The organism is Amniculibacterium sp. G2-70 (genome assembly GCF_014353055.1).
In the GTDB taxonomy this organism is placed as follows: Bacteria; Bacteroidota; Bacteroidia; order Flavobacteriales; family Weeksellaceae; genus Amniculibacterium; species Amniculibacterium aquaticum.
In genome coordinates this window covers 2,080,560-2,099,579 of record NZ_CP060698.1, presented here as the reverse complement: position 1 = coordinate 2,099,579, position 19,020 = coordinate 2,080,560, and the positions used below count along the sequence as shown (strand labels likewise).

General features: G+C 37.4%; 15 protein-coding genes and 3 tRNA genes. 6 read left to right on the top strand and 12 right to left on the bottom strand.

Annotation, left to right across the window (positions count from 1 at the left end):
- Positions 1 to 135 precede the first annotated feature (135 nt).
- Positions 136 to 291, bottom strand: a complete 156-nt coding sequence (locus H9Q20_RS09715) for a hypothetical protein (RefSeq protein ID WP_187477616.1) — start codon at positions 289 to 291, stop codon at positions 136 to 138.
- Positions 292 to 337: 46 nt separating this feature from the next.
- Complete coding sequence (gene ligA / locus H9Q20_RS09710; protein WP_187478608.1) at positions 338 to 2,350, bottom strand: NAD-dependent DNA ligase LigA; 2,013 nt, start codon at positions 2,348 to 2,350, stop codon at positions 338 to 340.
- A 271-nt stretch (positions 2,351 to 2,621) separates the two neighbouring features.
- Between ligA and putP the strand changes: the two genes are divergently transcribed.
- The 3 genes from putP (at position 2,622) to H9Q20_RS09695 (ending at position 8,558) form a co-directional block, all read left to right on the top strand.
- Entirely contained in the window at positions 2,622 to 4,121 is a 1,500-nt protein-coding gene (putP, locus tag H9Q20_RS09705; protein WP_124640084.1) for a sodium/proline symporter PutP, read from the top strand.
- A gap of 86 nt (positions 4,122 to 4,207) precedes the next feature.
- Positions 4,208 to 5,683, top strand: a complete 1,476-nt coding sequence (locus H9Q20_RS09700) for a lipopolysaccharide biosynthesis protein (RefSeq protein WP_124640086.1) — start codon at positions 4,208 to 4,210, stop codon at positions 5,681 to 5,683.
- Between the two features lie 4 nt (positions 5,684 to 5,687).
- Positions 5,688 to 8,558 carry a M16 family metallopeptidase gene (locus H9Q20_RS09695; RefSeq protein ID WP_187477615.1) on the top strand — a complete coding sequence of 957 codons (2,871 nt, stop codon included), beginning with the start codon at positions 5,688 to 5,690 and terminating at the stop codon, positions 8,556 to 8,558.
- A 120-nt stretch (positions 8,559 to 8,678) separates the two neighbouring features.
- Here H9Q20_RS09695 and H9Q20_RS09690 read toward each other — a convergent pair whose 3' ends face one another.
- The 9 genes from H9Q20_RS09690 to H9Q20_RS09650 all read right to left on the bottom strand — a co-directional run bounded on the left by H9Q20_RS09690 (position 8,679) and on the right by H9Q20_RS09650 (position 17,521).
- Positions 8,679 to 9,458, bottom strand: coding sequence for a GLPGLI family protein (locus tag H9Q20_RS09690; RefSeq protein WP_124640090.1), 780 nt, complete (start codon positions 9,456 to 9,458; stop codon positions 8,679 to 8,681).
- A gap of 100 nt (positions 9,459 to 9,558) precedes the next feature.
- The gene (locus tag H9Q20_RS09685) at positions 9,559 to 10,635 is read right to left on the bottom strand and encodes a GNAT family N-acetyltransferase (protein ID WP_187477614.1); all 1,077 of its coding nucleotides are present in this window, start codon (positions 10,633 to 10,635) and stop codon (positions 9,559 to 9,561) included.
- On the bottom strand, positions 10,632 to 11,636 hold the full coding sequence (locus H9Q20_RS09680; RefSeq protein WP_124640094.1) for a polysaccharide deacetylase family protein: 1,005 nt from the start codon (positions 11,634 to 11,636) through the stop codon (positions 10,632 to 10,634). The genes H9Q20_RS09685 and H9Q20_RS09680 overlap by 4 nt, the downstream gene beginning before the upstream one ends.
- A gap of 36 nt (positions 11,637 to 11,672) precedes the next feature.
- Entirely contained in the window at positions 11,673 to 12,722 is a 1,050-nt protein-coding gene (locus H9Q20_RS09675) for a hypothetical protein (protein ID WP_187477613.1), read from the bottom strand.
- A gap of 71 nt (positions 12,723 to 12,793) precedes the next feature.
- Positions 12,794 to 13,252, bottom strand: a complete 459-nt coding sequence (locus H9Q20_RS09670) for a hypothetical protein (RefSeq protein ID WP_124640098.1) — start codon at positions 13,250 to 13,252, stop codon at positions 12,794 to 12,796.
- Between the two features lie 26 nt (positions 13,253 to 13,278).
- Positions 13,279 to 14,175, bottom strand: coding sequence for a glycosyltransferase family 2 protein (locus tag H9Q20_RS09665; RefSeq protein ID WP_124640100.1), 897 nt, complete (start codon positions 14,173 to 14,175; stop codon positions 13,279 to 13,281).
- Positions 14,176 to 14,195: 20 nt separating this feature from the next.
- Complete coding sequence (locus tag H9Q20_RS09660) at positions 14,196 to 14,996, bottom strand: class I SAM-dependent methyltransferase (protein ID WP_187477612.1); 801 nt, start codon at positions 14,994 to 14,996, stop codon at positions 14,196 to 14,198.
- Positions 14,997 to 14,999: 3 nt separating this feature from the next.
- On the bottom strand, positions 15,000 to 16,400 hold the full coding sequence (aspA, locus tag H9Q20_RS09655) for an aspartate ammonia-lyase (protein WP_187477611.1): 1,401 nt from the start codon (positions 16,398 to 16,400) through the stop codon (positions 15,000 to 15,002).
- 101 nt (positions 16,401 to 16,501) lie between these two features.
- Positions 16,502 to 17,521, bottom strand: a complete 1,020-nt coding sequence (locus tag H9Q20_RS09650; RefSeq protein ID WP_124640106.1) for an N-acetylmuramoyl-L-alanine amidase — start codon at positions 17,519 to 17,521, stop codon at positions 16,502 to 16,504.
- Positions 17,522 to 17,656: 135 nt separating this feature from the next.
- Between H9Q20_RS09650 and H9Q20_RS09645 the strand changes: the two genes are divergently transcribed.
- The 3 genes from H9Q20_RS09645 to H9Q20_RS09635 all read left to right on the top strand — a co-directional run bounded on the left by H9Q20_RS09645 (position 17,657) and on the right by H9Q20_RS09635 (position 17,941).
- Positions 17,657 to 17,741, top strand: a tRNA-Ser gene (locus H9Q20_RS09645).
- A 16-nt stretch (positions 17,742 to 17,757) separates the two neighbouring features.
- A tRNA-Pro gene (locus H9Q20_RS09640) sits at positions 17,758 to 17,832 on the top strand.
- Between the two features lie 35 nt (positions 17,833 to 17,867).
- Positions 17,868 to 17,941 (top strand) — tRNA-Arg (locus H9Q20_RS09635).
- A gap of 330 nt (positions 17,942 to 18,271) precedes the next feature.
- On the opposite strand, the gene H9Q20_RS09630 is transcribed toward H9Q20_RS09635, so the two are convergent.
- Positions 18,272 to 18,838: an N-acetylmuramidase family protein gene (locus H9Q20_RS09630; RefSeq protein WP_124640108.1), complete on the bottom strand. Its 567-nt coding sequence runs from the start codon at positions 18,836 to 18,838 to the stop codon at positions 18,272 to 18,274.
- Between the last annotated feature and the right edge of the window lie 182 nt (positions 18,839 to 19,020).

Sequence of the window (19,020 nt, the reverse complement as noted above, 5' to 3'; positions counted from 1 at the left end):
AATTAAGGTTAAGGTTAAGGTTAAAAATTATATATTTGATGAAAATCTCAGTATGAAAAGCACTACCTCATTCATAATAAGCGTTTTACTGTTTTGTTATTTTTCTTTTTTAATATTAATGAGCTACACTCATTTTTACAATACTTTTCTTAATGCTATCGCTGAAATCATTACCCTTCCGATGATTTTGATCACTGTAATACTTTTCATACTCTCGCTCACAAAATGCATACAGAAAAATAAAAAATTCATTACACCACTCATCATCAACAGTATAACTTTGATTCTCATGATTGCATTTTCAATAATCCAAAGTTAAAGAATGAGGAACATTCGTTTATTGATTGTTTATTAAATCTAAAAATTGTTGCTCGTCCAAAATGGTAATCGTTCCGATGTCTTGGGCTTTTTTCAGTTTACTTCCTGCCTTTTCGCCCACCACCAAATAATTTAGGTTTTTGGACACCGCCGAAATATTTTTTCCACCGTGGTTTTCCACCATTTCCTCGGCTTGTTCTCTGGTAAAAAGCGACAATTTTCCCGTGAACAAAAAGGTTTTTCCGATCAACACTTCACTTAAAAGTTCTTGTTCAACCTCTCCTTTTTCCAACTGAACACCGTAGGATTTTAACCGTTGAACGATGTTCCAATTTTCATCATTGGACAAGAAATTCACGATGCTTTCTGCGATTTTTTCGCCAACATCTTCCACGGCAATCAAATCTTCCACGGTTGCCGATTTCAACAAATCGATAGAGGCAAAATTCTTGGCTAATTTTTTGGCAACGGTTTCTCCTACATGTTTGATACCGATCCCAAACAAGACCTTTTCATACGGAACCTCTTTGGATTTTTCCACCGCATCAATAATGTTTTGGGCAGACTTTTCTGCCATTCTTTCCAAAGGCAAAAGTGCTTCTTTTTTTAAAGAATAAAAATCTGCATAATTCTCCACCAAGCCTTCTCTGTACAATTGTTCAATGGTTTCACTTCCAAGATTCTCGATATTCAGAGCTTTTCTGGAAACAAAATGGATCATTTTCCCAACCACTTGCGGGGCACAATGCAATTCGTTAGGACAATAATGAGCCGCTTGATCTTCTAATTTCACAAGCCGGGTTCCGCATTCGGGACATTGCGAGGCATAGGAAATCGGTTGAGATTGTGGATTTCTTTTTTCCAAATTGACACCGACAATTTTTGGGATTATCTCACCACCTTTTTCCACAAAAACAAAGTCGCCTTCGTGTAAATCCAATTTTTTTATGATGTCTTCGTTGTGCAGCGAAGCTCTTTTCACAATGGTCCCGGCCAACAAAACCGGCGAAAGATTGGCTACCGGAGTTATTGCTCCGGTCCTTCCAACTTGGTAGGTCACTTTCTCCAGAAGGGTTTCCACTTTTTCTGCTTTAAATTTGTAAGCCATGGCCCATCTTGGAGATTTGGCGGTGTAGCCCAATTCTTTCTGTTGCTGCAGCGAGTTCACTTTTATCACAATTCCATCGATATCAAAATCCAAACTGTGGCGTTTTTTGTCCCAATACTGGATAAAACTTTGAACTTCATCAAGTGTTGAGCACAATTTAGCATGATCTTCAGACACCTTGAAACCCCATTTTTTTGCGTGTTCCAACAAATTCCAATGGGTTTTTGCCGGTAAATTTTCATTGATAAATTGATACAAAACTGCCGTGAGATTTCTTTTTCTAACCTCGGTTGAATCTTGAAGTTTCAGACTTCCACTGGCCGTATTTCGGGGATTCATAAAAGGGTCTAATCCTTCAGCTTCGCGACTTTTATTGATTTGGTCAAAAGATTTTCTGTCCAAATAAATTTCACCACGCATAAAAAATCGTTCCGGATAATCGCCTTTCAATTGAAGCGGCACCGATGAAATAGTTCTTACATTGGCGGTAATCTCATCGCCCTGAAAACCATCACCTCGGGTAACGGCTTGGGTCAATTTTCCGTTTTCGTAAAGTATCGAAATGGATGCACCGTCGTATTTTAATTCGCAGACAAATTCAACTTTTTCGCCTTCCAAGGATTTTTCAATTCGTTTTTCCCAATTGGCAAGGTCTTCAAAATCATAAGAATTGTCCAAAGAATACATTCTAAAATCGTGCTGTACGGTTGGGAATTTTTTTGTAATCCCACCTCCGACACGATGTGTTGGCGAATTGGGATCGTCGTATTGAGGATGTGTTTTCTCCAAATTCTGAAGCTCCAAAAGTTTGGCATCAAATTCGAAATCGGAAACCAAAGATTCATCCAATTCATAATAATTTTTATTGTAAAAATTAATTTCATTTCTGAGCTTTTCTATCTGTTCTTGGATATTTTCTGGCATGGCAAAATACTTTTTCACAAATGTAGGAATTTAGGATTTAGTTTATAAAATTCCCAATTAATTTATGTCCACAAACCCACCTCCATCTTCTAAAAAAACAACTAAAGACCTTTTTTCGATGGCATTAAAACATCAACAAAAAGTTACCTTAAAAATTATGAAAACCATAAAAATAAAATTTTTCAAAAGCCATAAAAACCACGATAAAAACCGAATAAATTAGGTAAAATACTGCTTGAAGTTGTAGTTTTACAGTCTAAAATCATTTACCATGCAAATTTACGAAGCCATATCCATAGGATTGTACATGCTCCTGATGTTGGGAATTGGGGTCTATTCTTATAAAAAATCCACAGCCAATTCCGAGGAATTTCTCATTGGTGGCCGAAAACTGGGTGCTGCCGTTACTGCACTTTCTGCCGGAGCTGCAGACATGAGTGGCTGGCTCTTGATGGGACTTCCCGGCGCCATGTATTTCACAGGACTTTCTAGTGCTTGGATCGCGATTGGACTTACCGTTGGTGCTTTTATGAACTATGTTTTGGTAGCACCACGACTAAGAATTTATACGGAAATTGCACAAAATGCCATCACGCTTCCTGTATTTTTTGAGAACCGATACAAAGACAAAAAACATCTGTTAAAGCTCACTTCGTCCATCTTCATCTTGGTATTTTTCACTTTGTACACCTCTGCCGGAATGGTTTCTGGCGGAAAGTTATTTGAATCGGCTTTCGGTTTGGACTACCTCACCGGAGTTTTTGCCACGGGATTGGTGGTGGTTCTCTACACTTTTCTGGGCGGATTTTTAGCCGTAAGTCTTACCGATTTTGTACAAGGCACCATCATGGTTTTGGCTTTGGTTATCGTTCCATTGGTTGCTATTTTTGAAATTGGAGGTGTTGGCGAGAGCATTTCAATCATCGAAAACAAAGGCAGTCAGTATCTGGATCTTTTCAAAGGAACAACCTTCGTGGGCATTCTTTCACTTTTAGCTTGGGGATTGGGTTATTTTGGTCAGCCCCATATTCTGGTTCGTTTTATGGCGATTGACAACCCAAAAGATTTGGTGAAAGCAAGAAATATTGGCATTACCTGGATGATACTTACTGTTGCGGGTGCTTTGGTTATTGGTCTCATTGGGATTGCTTATTTGTTAAAATTCGATCATGCCACCATGCTGAAGTTCGATAGCAACAATCGAGAAGCCGAAACGATTTTTATATATTTTTCCAGAACATTGTTCCATCCTTTGGTGAGTGGTTTTTTACTTTCGGCCATTCTTGCAGCCGTGATGAGCACCATTTCTTCACAACTTTTGGTTACCTCCAGCTCATTGACCGAGGACATTTACAAGGCCTTCATCAACCCAAAAGCCGACAGCAAAAAAATGTTGATGGTAAGTAGAATGTCTGTATTGATAGTAGCAGCCATTGCACTTTTACTTTCATTAACCCCAAGAGACAGCATCCTGAACTTGGTAGGAAACGCTTGGGCGGGATTTGGCGCTGCGTTTGGACCTCTTATTTTATTGTCTTTGTTGTATAAAAAATCCACCATGCAAGGTGCTCTTTCCGGAATGTTGGTGGGTGGAATTACTGTTTTGGCTTGGGTATATTTTGACCACCCTTTCAAAAATTGGTACGAACTGATCCCTGGATTTACCTTATCGTTCCTTACGCATTGGGTAGTTTCGCAATTCACCTATCAAAAAAACGACATCATCGAACAAGAGTTTGATGAAGTTGAAAAAATTCATCAAGAAAAATAAAGTAATCTTTCAAAAAACAACATAAATTCGACAAATGCGTATCTTCGCAAATTAATTTTCAGGAAAAACGATCAGAATAAAAATCAATGAGTGTAGTAGCCCGACAAGGATTCAAATACAGCATAATAGGATATTTAGGATACCTACTGGGTACCGTTTCTTCGTTGTTCATCTTCACCCATGACATGAAGTTTTATGGCCAACTAAGATTCATCCTTTCCACCACGGAAATTATGGTTCCAATTGTGGTTTTTGGGATTTCCTTTGCCAATGTCAAATTCTTTTTACAAGCTCAAAAATCCGGGAAACATCAGAATTTATTGTCCCTATCTTTACTTGCCATTTTTATTAATTTCCTACTTTTTATAGGTGGTTTTTTCTTGATTAATTTTTTATTTCCCGAGTTTAAAACTTCCAAAATATGGTTGTACAAAACCATTATTTTACCGTTGATATTGGTACTGTCATTATCTGCAATTTTCAATAAATACATCAGTAATTTCAAGAGGATCGTTGTCCCCAATATTTTCGAAAATATTTTTCCAAAAGTGGCCAACTTGGGTGCTTTCACCCTGTTTTTTTTCCTTGGTTTGGAGAATACAGCTTTGTTGTTCTTCTTTTCCATGTTTGTGATGTCCATGATTGGATATGCCGTTTATGCCAATAAATTAGAACCTATAAAACTGGATTTTTCTAAAGATTACATCAAAAAAGATCATCTGTGGAAAGAAATATTGTCCTACAGTTTCTATGGTTTTCTTGGGAACATCGGAAATTATATTGCCATAAGGATAGACACCTACATGATTGGTGAAAATATTGACTTGGAAGCCGTTGGGATCTACTCCACTCTTTTCGCGGTGATCTCTCTGATTTCCATTCCTCAAATGGGACTTTTCAACATTTCGGCACCCATCATCAACAAATGCATCGCCGAAAATAATTTTGAAGAATTGGATCGTTTTCACAAAAAAACTTCGCTATCCTTATATTTTTTAGGAGCTGTATTGTTCTCGTGTATTTTGGTGGGTTTCCCTTATCTCACACATTTTATGGGCAACGGCAATCTTTTGAGAGAAGCACAACCGGTTTTGTGGATTTTGGGTTCAGCCATTTTGGTCGATTTGGCTACGGGTTTCAATGGAAATATCATTTCATTATCAAAATATTACCGATTCAACATCATCATCATGCTGATTTTAGCTGCATTGACCATTGCGCTCAATTACTATTTCATCTTCCAAACCAGTTGGGGAATAGTAGGTGTGGCATTTGCAACAGCGATATCGTTGTTAATTTATAATTTAACAAAAATTATCTTTAATTTTGTTAAATTCAAAATACATCCGCTCAGCATCGAGATGATTTTTGTGTCCATACTTTGCACTTTAGCCATTACCGTTTCCATCTTACTTCCGGATTTCAAAAATCCGATTTTCAACTTGATCTACAAGCCTTTTTGTGTAGTGTTGATGATTGGAATTGGCAACTATTTTTTAAAAATTTATTCGTTAGATAAATTCCTAAACAAAGAATTTTTCAAAAGTCTTTTCAAATTTTAAACACATGTCAGAAAATAAAAATTATACGATAGAAAAACATACCGACCCCAACGGATATGCATACACCACAGTTTCTAACGACGAAAATGGAGTGAGAACCTACCTTTTAAAAAATGGTTTAACCGTGTTTCTTGCACAAAATTTCGACGCACCGAAAATCCAGACCTACATCCCTGTAAAGACCGGGAGCAACAACGACCCTGCCGACAATACCGGACTTGCCCATTACCTGGAGCACATGATGTTCAAAGGGACTTCTAAAATTGCTACCGCCGATTGGGAAAAAGAAAAACCTTTGCTCGATCAGCTTTCGGATCTATTTGAAGTTCATAAAAAAGAAGAAAATCCGGAAAAGAAAAAGGAAATTTACAAAGAGATTGATGCCGTATCTTACGAAGCATCCACCTATGCCATCGCCAACGAATACGACAAAATCATAACTTCCATTGGTGCCACCAACACCAACGCCCATACTTGGTTGGATGAAACGGTGTACAAAAACAACATCCCCAATTACGAATTGGAGCGCTGGTTGATGATCGAAAAAGAACGATTTTCTGAAATTACCCTTAGGCTTTTCCATACCGAATTGGAGGCGGTTTACGAAGAATTTAACCGCGCGCAAGACAACGACTCCCGACTGACCAATTATGCCTTGATGGAAGCCTTGTTCCCCACGCATCCCAACGGACAACAAACCACTTTGGGAAAAGCCGAGCATCTGAAAAACCCTTCCATGAAAGCGATTCATAAATATTTTGATGACTTTTATGTACCCAACAACTACGCCATGGTCTTGGTGGGCGATTTGGATTTTGAAAAAACCATTGCCTTGGTCGATCGTTATTTTGGAAGTTTTGAATATAAAGAACTTCCCAAAAAAGTTAAGATTGAAGAAAAACCACAAACAGAAATCATCAAAAAAACCGTAAAAACTCCGACCAATCCCAGATTGCACTTGGGTTGGAGAACAGACTCTTACGGCAGTCGAGAGGCGATGCTTGCCGATGTGGTAGCAAACATCCTGACCAACAAAGGAGAGGCCGGATTGTTGGACATCAACATTAACCAAACACAAAAAGCACTTTGGGCACAGGCGTATTCGGTGGGTTTCAAACAATATGGATATTTTTCGGCCGTCATCATCCCGAAAGAAAACCAAAGTTTAGACGAAGGCAAAGAATTGCTTTTAAACCAAATAGAACGCATCAAAAAAGGAGAATTTTCTGAAGATTTGCTACAAGCCATCATCAACGATTTTAAAACCCAAAGGATCAAATCTTGGGAAACCGCAGACGGATTGGCAACAACCCTTTACGACACCTACATAAAAGGCCGAACTTGGGAAGACGAACTGAACGAAACACCACAGTACGAAAGCATTAGCCACCAAGAAATTGTAGAGTTCGCCCATCGTTTTTTCAAAAATAATTTTGTGGAAGTCCACAAAGAAAAAGCAACCAACGACCAATTGATCCGAGTGGACAATCCAGGAATAACTCCTGTGAAAATCAACCGGGAAGGCAAATCTGATTTTGCAAAAAAAATAGCAACCATCAAAACTGAAATTGCCAAACCCGAGTACATCGATTATCAAAAAGCCATTGAAGAAGAAGAAATCGCCGGAAAAAAATTCTCTTTTGTACGAAACCAATACAACAGGATTGCGCAGTTGCATTACATTTTCCCAATCGGTACGGATCACGATAAAGAGCTTTTGCTCAGCACTCAATATTTACAATATCTGGGTACCGATTGCTTCAGTCCCGAGGCTTTGAGGCAAGAATTTTACAAATTGGGGATCACCAATGATTTTAGAACTTCCAACAATCAATTGTACATTATCCTGACCGGTTTGGAAGAAAATCTTTGTGCCGGAGCCGAACTTTTGCAACATTGGTTGGACAATGCTATTGCCGATCAAGAGGTGTATAACGACTTTGTACAAACCGTTTTTGAAAGTAGAGCGTACGCTAAAAAAGACAAAACCCGCATCATGTCTGCCTTGGTCAATTATGCCAAATACGGTAAAAATTCCAGACTGAGGGAAGTCATCAGCCATGAAGATTTGCAAAATATTGATGTTGAAAAACTGATCGAAAAAATGAGAACGATTTTCCAACATCCCTACGAAATTTTCTATTACGGCACCGAACCGGAAATCATGAAAAAACATGTTACCAACTACATTAAAAAAGAAAAATTCGGGATTCCAACGGCTAAAAAATTCCCTGAACCCAAGACAGAAGATAAGGTATTTTTTGTAAATTATGACATGGTGCAAATGGAAATGTCCAGGGTGGCAAAGGCAAAAACGGTAAATCCTGAAAATTTCGGAAAAATAAATGTGTACAACGAATATTTTGGACGCGGACTGTCTTCCATTGTTTTTCAAGAAATGAGGGAGAGTAAGAGTTTGGCCTACTCGACCTATGTATCCTACATGGCTGCTATGGAAAAAGAAAACTCCGATTACATCAGCACTTACATCGGAACGCAACCCGACAAATTGCACATTGCTGTACAAACTTTGAACGAATTGATGGCTGAGCTTCCGCAAATCCCAATCCAGTTTGAAAATGCCAAAAACTCAGTTCTCAGACAGATCGAGTCCGGCAGAATTGTACGCACACAAGTGTTTCTAAACTTCAGGAGTCTAAACAAACTCGGCATTTATCACGATTTTAGAGAAAACATGTACCGCGAAGTGGAGCAATTGGATTTGGAGCAATTGACAACATTTTACCAAGACGAAATTCAACATTTGACTTACAACACGGCCATTATAGGGAAAAGGGAAAACCTGGATCCCGATATCATCAAACCTTTGGGCGAACTGACCGAACTGAGTTTGGAGGAGATTTTTGGATACTAAGAACTATGGGAAAATACTGCTCATTTACACCAATTCGAAATTTGAGAATTATTCTTAGGAATTCAAATTAAATATCGAGCAGTATTTCTTAAATCAAGAAATACTGCTTATTTATAGAATCTACAATTCAAGTTCTAAAGGATTATACTTTTTAGATTTTTCCAAGATTTTTTGCTTTAATAATTTTAGAGTCTCAGGATCTTCTATATAATCGTTGTATTTATCTTGATTTGCCATATCATTTCTTTTGTAATCAAATATTTTTGATTTGGATACAAATTTAGCATTCGCATTTATATTGGCAGATTTACATAAATACTTTCTCTTTTTAAAACTGTACATCTCAAATCGATAATCGCCTTTATCATCGTACACTTCCAAAATAAGCCCAGGAAGTTTATTAAATTTATACGGACCAAATGGCAAAGGGATTGCAGCTGTAAAATAAGCAATCCATACTCTACCGTATTTTTTTATAGTTGCTTTCTGACAAGTGTACTTGTCAATCTTTTTGAACTCATTATGAAGTTTCCAATTAAAATCATTCTGTTCCTCATATTTAAAATTTTTATCAGAAATTGGAATCGTAACATAAATTTTACCACTTGTAATCCCAATATTTTCGGGGAATGATGTATCGTATTTCATGTGTAAACTTATATCGCTAACATCCGTGATTTTCTTTTCAAATTTCAACGAATCACCAATATATTTATTCATGCTCTTAAAATAGGATTCTCTCTCGTTCATTAAAAGTGCAAAAGCCTCTTCCTGTTGGAAGTCAGTGTTTTTTAAATCTTTATATACTAGTCTATAATCGGCTTCATATACCACTTTAAAGCTCTTTTGAGCATAAACCATCGAAGCAAAAGAAAAAAGGGTAAAAAAAAGTAATTTCATATCCAAAACGATATTCTTTATTTAAAATACACAGCAAAAAAAATAAAACACAAGAAAAAAAAAACAACTCAACCAAAAATAATCAAAACAGCTGATGAGTCTATGTAAAAACCCAATCTCCGTCTCCATCTTGGAAATGGAGATTTTCTTTTATAGAAATAGCATTTACAAAGTTTTCATGAAAAAAATATCGCCTTTCAAAATCTTTTGAAAACAGCTTTGGGAAACGATTTTCAGAAATACAACGGTTGAGTTCGTCATGGTAACAAGTCAAAAATTTCACCTTATGCTCTTGAATAAAACCGTTGAGGAAATGTGTGAAATCTTTCAAATTTTGCTTCGTAAAAAGATACGGTATTTTCAGATGTCCATCTCTTAAAGACAGCATAGCACAAGCCTTTAATTGACGATCGGCAGAGAAAATTTTAACCCAAAAAAAGTCCATACTTTTGGCAAAAGACGAAAAACTATAAGCCTTTATAGGCTGATTACCTTCCACAACCCAAGGATTTTTCATGATCCAATTCAAATCATCTGCATTTCTTATGGATGGAAAATTTTGTAAAAACAATGCACTTTCAGCATCCACTTCTTTTTGCATTTCAATGAGATGTAAACCCGGATTTTCTTTCTTTTTAAGAAGAGCATAACACCCGTCCAAAACGGAATTTGCTTGGGTTAAAAACGGTTTGATCTTATGAAAAAATGAAAATTTTTGAGGTAAAATTTCATCGATACCGAATGAAAAATAGTACCGTTTTCCCAATTTGGACTTTCCGTATTGCAGTGCTTTGGTTTTGCTAAAAAGTCTCTCGGCTTCAGGTGTAAATTCTGTTAAAACCACCTTCCCATCGTACAAGTTAAAAGCAAGATCCATCATTTTTTGTGCAATTTTCTGACCTCTAAACTGCGGATTGACATATATCGTACTGAACCAGCCCATCTTCTGTGGGGTGCCTTCAACAAAAATTTCATCCGGTAGAATCCCCAAATATCCTGCAAGTTGATGATCGGCAAAAGCCAAAATCAACAAAACATCGTCCTCCGTGGCTTTGGGATTTCGGCATTGAGATTGAGCTCTAAAATCGGTGATGGGTAAAAACGGAAAAAGTCTGAATCTATCGGAGTTCAGCAAATGCACCAATTCGGATTTACAAAAAGTTTCTAATCGAATCATCTTCTAAATATCGTATTTTTCCCAAAAAGTTTTTTCACTCGAAAATAGGCAATTTCTTCTTTTAAAATTTCCTCTGCACCCTTTCCATTTTCCATCGGTATTCGATGAAAATTTCTCTCGATGCTGTCCAATTTTATCCCTGCCGCTCCGAAGGTACAAAACAGATCGGGCTCACGAGAAAAAAGCGCATCAAAAAAAACTTTTTCTACACCAAAATCGGTGAATGGAAAGGCAAAGGACTCCGTGTGAAGTCCTTCTGTTTTCAAGTATTCAAAACAGTTTTGACTTTGCCAAAGTTGCTCTTCCAAATTCAGTTCGCCATACAAAGGATGATCCCAACTGTGTGCACCAAATTGAAAACCCAACTTGGACAAATCCTGAATTTCTGCAAACGACAAATACGGTTTTTCTTGCTTCAAAAATTCAGAAAAATTAACATTTACCAAAGGAGCCAAACCGTCTAAAACCGACTGATTAGCGTAAGAAATGGACAAAATTTTGGCTGCTATTTTCTTAGGATTTTCTTGTTTAAAGCCCAATAAATTGAAAATTTCTGGGTGGATCGTTTTGGATTTCAAAAGAACATCCACCAGCAAAGAGGCTTTGCAACGAAAAGACAAGTCGTGGTTATCAACAAATTGAGGATTGATGTAATTGATGGCAAAAATTCCCTTTTCGTACAAAATGGGGGCGACAACCTCTTTGAAATCCCTCAATCCATCGTCAAAAGTCAAAAGGGCTACTTTCTTTTTCGCTTTGAATTTTCCCTGAACAAAATCTTTGAACTCGTCCCAAGTCACCCACTGGAAATTTTTAGAAAGCACATCCAAATCTGCTAAAAATTGCTTTTTGTTTTTGTAACGAATGATGTGCTTCAGATGCGGCAAATCCCTATCCGAAACCGTATGGTACACCGGCAGACAATAATCCAAAGGATAATCCTTTGAAATCGTAATGTATTTGATGGGCAAAATGGAGATGACTTTTTCTTTGAAAGGCATGATGAAAATTATGAAGACAAGTTAAGAAAAAAGAAATTACAACGACAACAAAACTTTTTCCAATGGTCCTGCAATGGTCCTGCGGTTGAAATTTAAGCTAAAATCTTCTGAAAAATTTGTCAAATCGATAATTTGCTTCTCAACATCTTCCCTTTCTGTAAAGATAAAAGAATAAGCATTCTTGTACGAAGCCGGAAAAATAGCCGGAACGCCAAACTTTATGGCATCGCCCACATTTCCAGAAATTTTACTGCTTCCGTAGGTTTCTTTTTGACTAAAAAAATCGACATGGAGTTGGAGTGGGCACCACAAAACCGAGGCGTTGGACATCTCTTCTCGAAAATCGACATCGGGCACTTTGGTTTCGAAAAATTTTATAGAAATTTCTTCTGGCAATTCTTGGTTTAATTTCTTTAAAGCGTTCAATTCTTCGTCCATTGCCTTTCCGAGAAACACAATTTCCATAGGGGTTTTAAAGGTTTTAACCGATGAAAAAACACGATGATAATCTCTCCTTTGTTGCGAAACCGTCCCCGGAACAACCACTTTCAACTTCGAAGGTTTTTCCTTAAAAAACTCATTAAAAAAGAGAGAAATGCTTTCTTTTTTTGCATTCAGTTCAGTTGAAATAAGATCAATACCACCGTCCAAAACCAAAAGTCTTTTTGCATTTTGATAAATTTTTGTTGATGATAAAAGCCCTTCTTTCAAAAGCAATTTCAATCGATAGACCTGTTCTTTTTTCCAACAATTTATAAAAAGCTGAACTCTTGAAAGATTAATAAAACACGCATTATGAACCAAAACAGAAGTCGAAAACAGCTTGGTAATCTCAAGGAAAGTAGAGAAATACCGATGAACCGTCCCAACAATAACCTCATCGTATTTTTTCCGATTGAGCATGCCTAAAATGGTTTCGGAATTGCAAAGTATTGCCTTGTGTTTTAACTTTTCCGGCAACAAACGGACGATCTTTTCCGAAAGATAAAAATCCATCTCCACGGCGTGAAATTCCTGAGCCAATTCCATGAAATTAGTGGCAATTTCGGCATGGGTATCCAGTTCTATGTAGGCAATTTTTCTCAAAAAAAACAATTTTCACAAAGCTATAAAAAGCTCCACTTCCGTGGAGCTTAATTTATTATTTTCTTAAAATTTTATTGAAAATACTCGTGGTAGGTTTTATAAGAATCGGCCAGTTTTGATACCAATTCTTTGGCTTCAGCATCATCGGAAGCACCTAATTTCTCTACCAATTCCAAATGCGGTGCCAGCCATTTATGCAATTCATCGTGGCTTTTTCCATCCATGGTGCAGCTGTTGATCAACTCATCATTTTTTATGGTAATTTCTTTTGCCAACATCTTGTAATCGTTTTTATTTTGCGAAACAAAGTCATTTACAATGGTTTCGCTTTCCAAAATAAAAGGTTTCATTTCTTCATTCACCTTCCATTTCTCACCGTTATTCAGTTCTATGCCAGCTTCCTTTTCATCGGTTGCATGATTGTCATGCGTTTCGTGCGTTTCGTGTCCTGCATGATTTTCGGTTTTATTACAGCTAAAAACGATCAGTCCCATTACCAAACCTGCTGCTATTAATTTTGCTTTTTTCATTGTAAATACTATTTATTTTGATTGATTTAAAATTTATTCCACATTTTTTTCCATCTCAAATTTCGGATAAAGTCCATTTCTTCCGAGCTTAAAACTCGATTGTGCTTTTGCTTTAAAAAGCTATTCATGGTGATCATCAACTCCGAAAAAGAACGATTTTTCCAAGATGATTTTGCCGAAGAAATAAAAGCCAAAGGAAAATTCAACCCCAAATTATAAAAGTACTCCCCCAATTTTTCAGCCTTTTGATTTTTGTATTTGAAGGCGGTAGGTCTCAGGTGTTTCACCCAAATATTTTTATCGGTTTGGGTAGTAAACCCCTGCATTTCGGCCAACATAACATCCAGATTATCCCAACCCAAAACCGGTCGCAAACCGTTCATTTTCAACAAACATTCTTTTCGATACGCTTTTATTGGACCACGAACATGATCGGGAGACGAAAGATTTTCAAACACCCAACCGTCTGAGCTTTCAAAATTCAAAATTTCAGTGTTGATTTTACGAACATTTTGTTTTTCTTTCAGAATTTTCACAATTCCCGATGCCATTCCCAATCGAGGATTTTCTGTAAACATACGATGAATGGTCGATAAATATTGGGATGGAAAAATTATATCGGCATCGAACTTACAGATGATGTCGTAAACCGAAAGGTCAGCAGACTCTAGTCCTGCATTGAACGACCTCACGACTTTTGCTCCGGGTTGATGCTCAGAAGCTGCCAAATTCAGAGTTTTAATTCTCGCTTTTATGGGCGATTGCTGAATAAAATTTTGAATGATCGCCTCGGTATCGTCCGTTGATCCATCGTTGACCACCACCAAATCAAAATTTTGAAAATCTTGAAGTTCCAAAGATTTCAGACAGAAAAAAATATTTTCTTCTTCGTTATGTGCAGGTATGATGATGAGAAATTTCACAAATTCAATGGATTAAAACCTTACAAATTACTGATTTTCAAGTCTATTTTAAACAAAACCTCAGGCGTTTTTGGACTTTCAAACTGCTGGGTCAACTGCTGTTTTCCGTTCAACATAACGGCGCACATCGTATTGGCAACATGATGCAGTTTGTGATGAAATTCTTTGGGAGTCCCATCCATAATCCCACGGAAAACTTCGTATCTAATTTTTTCCGGATTGTAGGCATAATCGTGCCAAACCACCACAGAGTTTTCATGGATCAAATGTTGAAAAACCTTTTGGGTATCGTGTTTTACCATCTCATAACTGTGGTCGCCATCGATAAAAATAAGATCGTATTTTTTTTGAAGTTTCTGGAAATCAAAGGTTAAAGTATTGCCTTTCAAATGAAGAATTTTTGGATTTTTTTTGGATAAAAAACCGTGGAGTTCTATGTATTTTTCAGGAAGATTCATGGCCTTCATTTCTTCATCTCCAAGGTTTAGCGTGGTGCAATCTTCAATATTTTTAGCAACATTCCAAATGCTTTCTCCGCGCCAAGTACCAATTTCGAAATAGCTTTTCTTTCCTTTTGCCAAGGTTTTCAACAAAGCCAAATCCGTTGGTAGAGAGCTTCCATCCAAGAGGAAACTCTCTACCGAAGATTCAAAATTATCATCCAAATCCTGAAGTTTTATCTGTGGCAATGCCAAAATATCCGGATATTTTTCCTTAAATTTATTTTGTTGAACTCCTTGTTCATTCAACACCAAATTTAGTAAATACGGTTTCGATGAAATGGCTTTTACCGCTTCAAAAAACTTTTGAAGTTTCTTCATCGATTAAAAATTATGTGGGGTAAGCATATGAGCAGGATCCAAGATTTCGTCTAATTTTTGTTGAGTAAGCAACTCGTGCTCCAAGACCAAATCGTAAACGCTTTTCCCGGTTTCCAATGCTTCTTTTGCAATTTTTGTTGAGTTTTTGTACCCGATGTACGGATTCAGGGCTGTTACAATCCCGATGCTGTGTTTCACCATATTCAGGCAAGCCTCTTTGTTGGCTGTAATTCCCACCACACATTTGTCTCTAAGGGTGTCGATGGCATTGCACAAGAAATGAATATTTTCCATGATGGCGTGGCACAAAACCGGTTCCATCACATTGAGTTGCAACTGACCCGCTTCGGCAGCAAAAGTTACCGTAAGATCGTTGCCAATCACTTTAAAACAGACTTGGTTCACCACTTCTGGAATTACGGGATTCACTTTTCCGGGCATGATGGAGCTTCCAGGTTGCATCGGTGGCAGGTTGATTTCTGCCAAACCGGCTCTAGGTCCGGAAGTCAGCAAACGAAGATCGTTGCAGATTTTGGATAATTTCACCGCCAATCTCTTCATGGCTGATGAATAGATCACATACGAACCGGTATCCGGAGTGGCTTCAACCAAATTGGCAGCCGAAACGATGGGATAACCCGATATTTGAGCTAGATTTTCTGCACAAAGTTTGGCATAGCCCAAAGGTGCGTTCAGCCCTGTACCAATCGCTGTTGCCCCCATATTCACTTCTACAAACAGCTTGGCATTGTTGTTCAGTTTTTCAATATCTTCTTCTAAGTTGGCGGCGAAAGCTTCAAACTCTTGTCCCAAAGTCATAGGAACGGCATCTTGAAGTTGGGTTCTTCCCATTTTAATGACCTCTTGGAACTCAACTCCTTTTTTCCTGAAAGCATCGACAATACTGATGACTTTTTCTACCAATCTCTCGTTCATTTGCAACAAAGCCAACTTAATCGCTGTTGGATAGGCATCGTTGGTGGATTGTGACAGGTTGATGTGATCGTTTGGCGAACAGAATTGATAATCTCCTTTTTCTTTTCCTAATTTTTCCAAAACACGGTTAGCTATTACCTCATTGGCATTCATATTCACCGAAGTTCCGGCTCCACCCTGTATCATATCTATTGGGAATTGATCGTGAAATTGACCTTCCAATAATTCATCACAAGCTTCAGCTATTTTCACATTAAGAGCTTCAGGCAACAATCCCAACTCGTAATTGGTTTTGGCTGCTGCTTTTTTCACAAAAGCCAATCCTTTGATAAACTCGGGGTAGGACGACAGCAATTGCCCAGAGATTTTGAAATTATTGATGGCTCTTTGGGTTTGAACCCCATAATATGCGTTAATAGGAACTTGCAATTCTCCCAAAAAATCACTTTCTTTTCTAAAATTTTCCATAAGAATAGTATTTTTTTTAAAATCGTTCATCATAAAAAGATGAACAGTAAAATAAAGACACACCTTGCGAGATGTGTCCTACAAAGATATTTAAAATATGATTATTTTGTCGTATTATATTTCTGAATTAATGCTTGCAGTATGGACCAAGTTTCTGCATCTACCACCCCATCGTATTTGGCTGGTCTGAAATGGTACTGGAAAGCCTCAACCACTTTAACATTGTTTTTATCCCAAGATCCGCTTGGTACAATATCGTAACCGAATTGCTGCAATGCGGTTTGCACTTTGAAAATAAAAGGACTTTGTCCTGACTGCGTTACAAATTCTTCTGGGTTGATCTGGCTCAAAATGCTTTTCATGGTCGCATCGTCGTACCACATTCCTACTTGATAGTCATCGTAAAGTTTTTTCCAAGGGAACAAAGGTCCTGGATCTTGCTTTCGGGTAGGTGCAATATCCGAATGTCCCAAGATGTTGGTTGGTGCCATCATGTAACGATCTGCAATATCTTTAACCAAGGTGGCCACTTTCTTAATTTGTGCATCGCTGTATCCTACAAAAACTTTTTTCCCGGAAGCATCGGTTTTAAAACCAGGATTCACAATTTCTATCCCAATGGAAGAGTCGTTCAGGTTATAGTCTCCTTTCCAACGACTCACCCCGGCATGGTATGCTCTTTTATTTTCATCCACCAATTGATAGATTTCGTCATTGTTGGTATCGTTCACTAAGTAATGAGAGCTTACGGCTTGTTGAGAAAGAACACGAACGGACTTCTCTTCGTCCAAAGCCGTGTAGTGTAAAATTATATAGCGCTGTCTGAAATTTTGTCCTAAAGCCGGAAAATAATTTTTGGTCACTTTATAACCTTTTGGCTTTGCCGAAACCAAAGATCCGTAACTGGTCGTACTGTTATTTTTACTGGCATCGGCAATATTCTCTTTATAAAACTCTACATCACCCTGATGTTGAATGCTGGGTTTTGGATTTGGATTTTCAGTTTTTTGAGGAGTCGTGGACTTTAATTTTGACTTCGCATCATAAGTGTAATAAATTTTTTGTGTGGTACAGGAAAACACGACAGTTGCTAATCCTATGAAATATAATGTCTTACGCATTTATGAATTTTTTAACAGTTATTAATTACCAAAAATACGAAAAAAAATATGGAAATAAATTTGGCGAATAAGGAAAAGTGTTCTATATTTGCACTCGCAATTACGGAACAGATGATCATTAAAAAATTGCAATAAGGAGGGTTGCCGGAGTGGTTAACGGAGCAGTTTGCTAAACTGTCGACGCGCAAGTGTCGCATGAGTTCGAATCTCATACCCTCCGCATCAAAAAAAAAATACGGGGCGTAGCGTAGTCCGGTCATCGCGCCTGGTTTGGGACCAGGAGGTCGCAGGTTCGAATCCTGCCGCCCCGACAAAAAGTTATCGTACTTTTAAAAAAAACGAAAACGGGTGCGTAGCTCAGCTGGATAGAGCATCTGCCTTCTAAGCAGACGGTCACAGGTTCGAATCCTGTCGCGCTCACGAAAACTTCTCAGAAATGAGAAGTTTTTTTTGTTTTAAAACACAACTCCGATGGAGAATGCATCCTTATTTCACATTTTTACACAACCTTAAATTAAGTGCTTGTTTAAAATTTTACCTGAATAAAAATTCGGATATTTATAATCTTTCTTATCTTTCTTATCTTTCTTATCTTTTTTATCTTTCTAATCTGCCTTTTTGTATTCTCTTTAGCGTATTTTGCATTTTAAATTTTTGTTTCAGCCCGCTAAAACTTCGATTTTAAAACCCAAAACCCATCTAAATATCTATACAAAAAAATCTAGATATAAAATTTAAACAGTCTCTAAGCTATTCCAAGTTTTTAAATTTAGTATACGCTTTTTGCAATTTACTATCATAAAGGTTTTTGGAATAAGCAGGACCGTTGTATCTCCTGGCAAACTCTTTCCAGTTTTTCGCTCTCAATTCATCATCGATAAAAGTGTTGATGATGTAGTGAACAAATGCATCCAAATGAGCCGCCTCGGAAGTGTACATCGCAGTAATGAATTGTTGTAAACTGTTGTACCCTGCCAATGTGAAATTGAATCCCATTATCTGAAATTTTCCCCATGAAGCAGACATCAGAGCTGCATTTCTATCCAGCGCTACAGCTGCTTGCAGTCGCTTGTGCTGCCGAGAGATCGCTCCGTATCCTCCAGGGTCTCGATTGGAAACATCGGGATTTGTGCTATCGTACAAATGACGGGTGAGTCTTGAAAAAACATGCCTTTCAAACAAAATAATAGGCTCATCTGTAGAAAGAAATCCATCGGATTTCGATTCGACTTCAGCAACAGCTTTTATTGCGGCAACTTCACAATTTAACGAAATAGCTGCGTTCTTGAAGTCTTTTTCCGTAAGTTTTGGTTTCATTGTGCTTTAGTTTTGTTCGTATAAATTTAGAAAATATAGAAGGAATTAAAAAAAGGTAAAACCCTAAAATTCAATCGTTAATGAAATATTTTGATGAATAAGAATAAAAGACGAATGAAAATAAGTTTTAGTTTTCATGTTATAATTAGACCACAGATTAAATGTTAAACGCTGTTTATTTA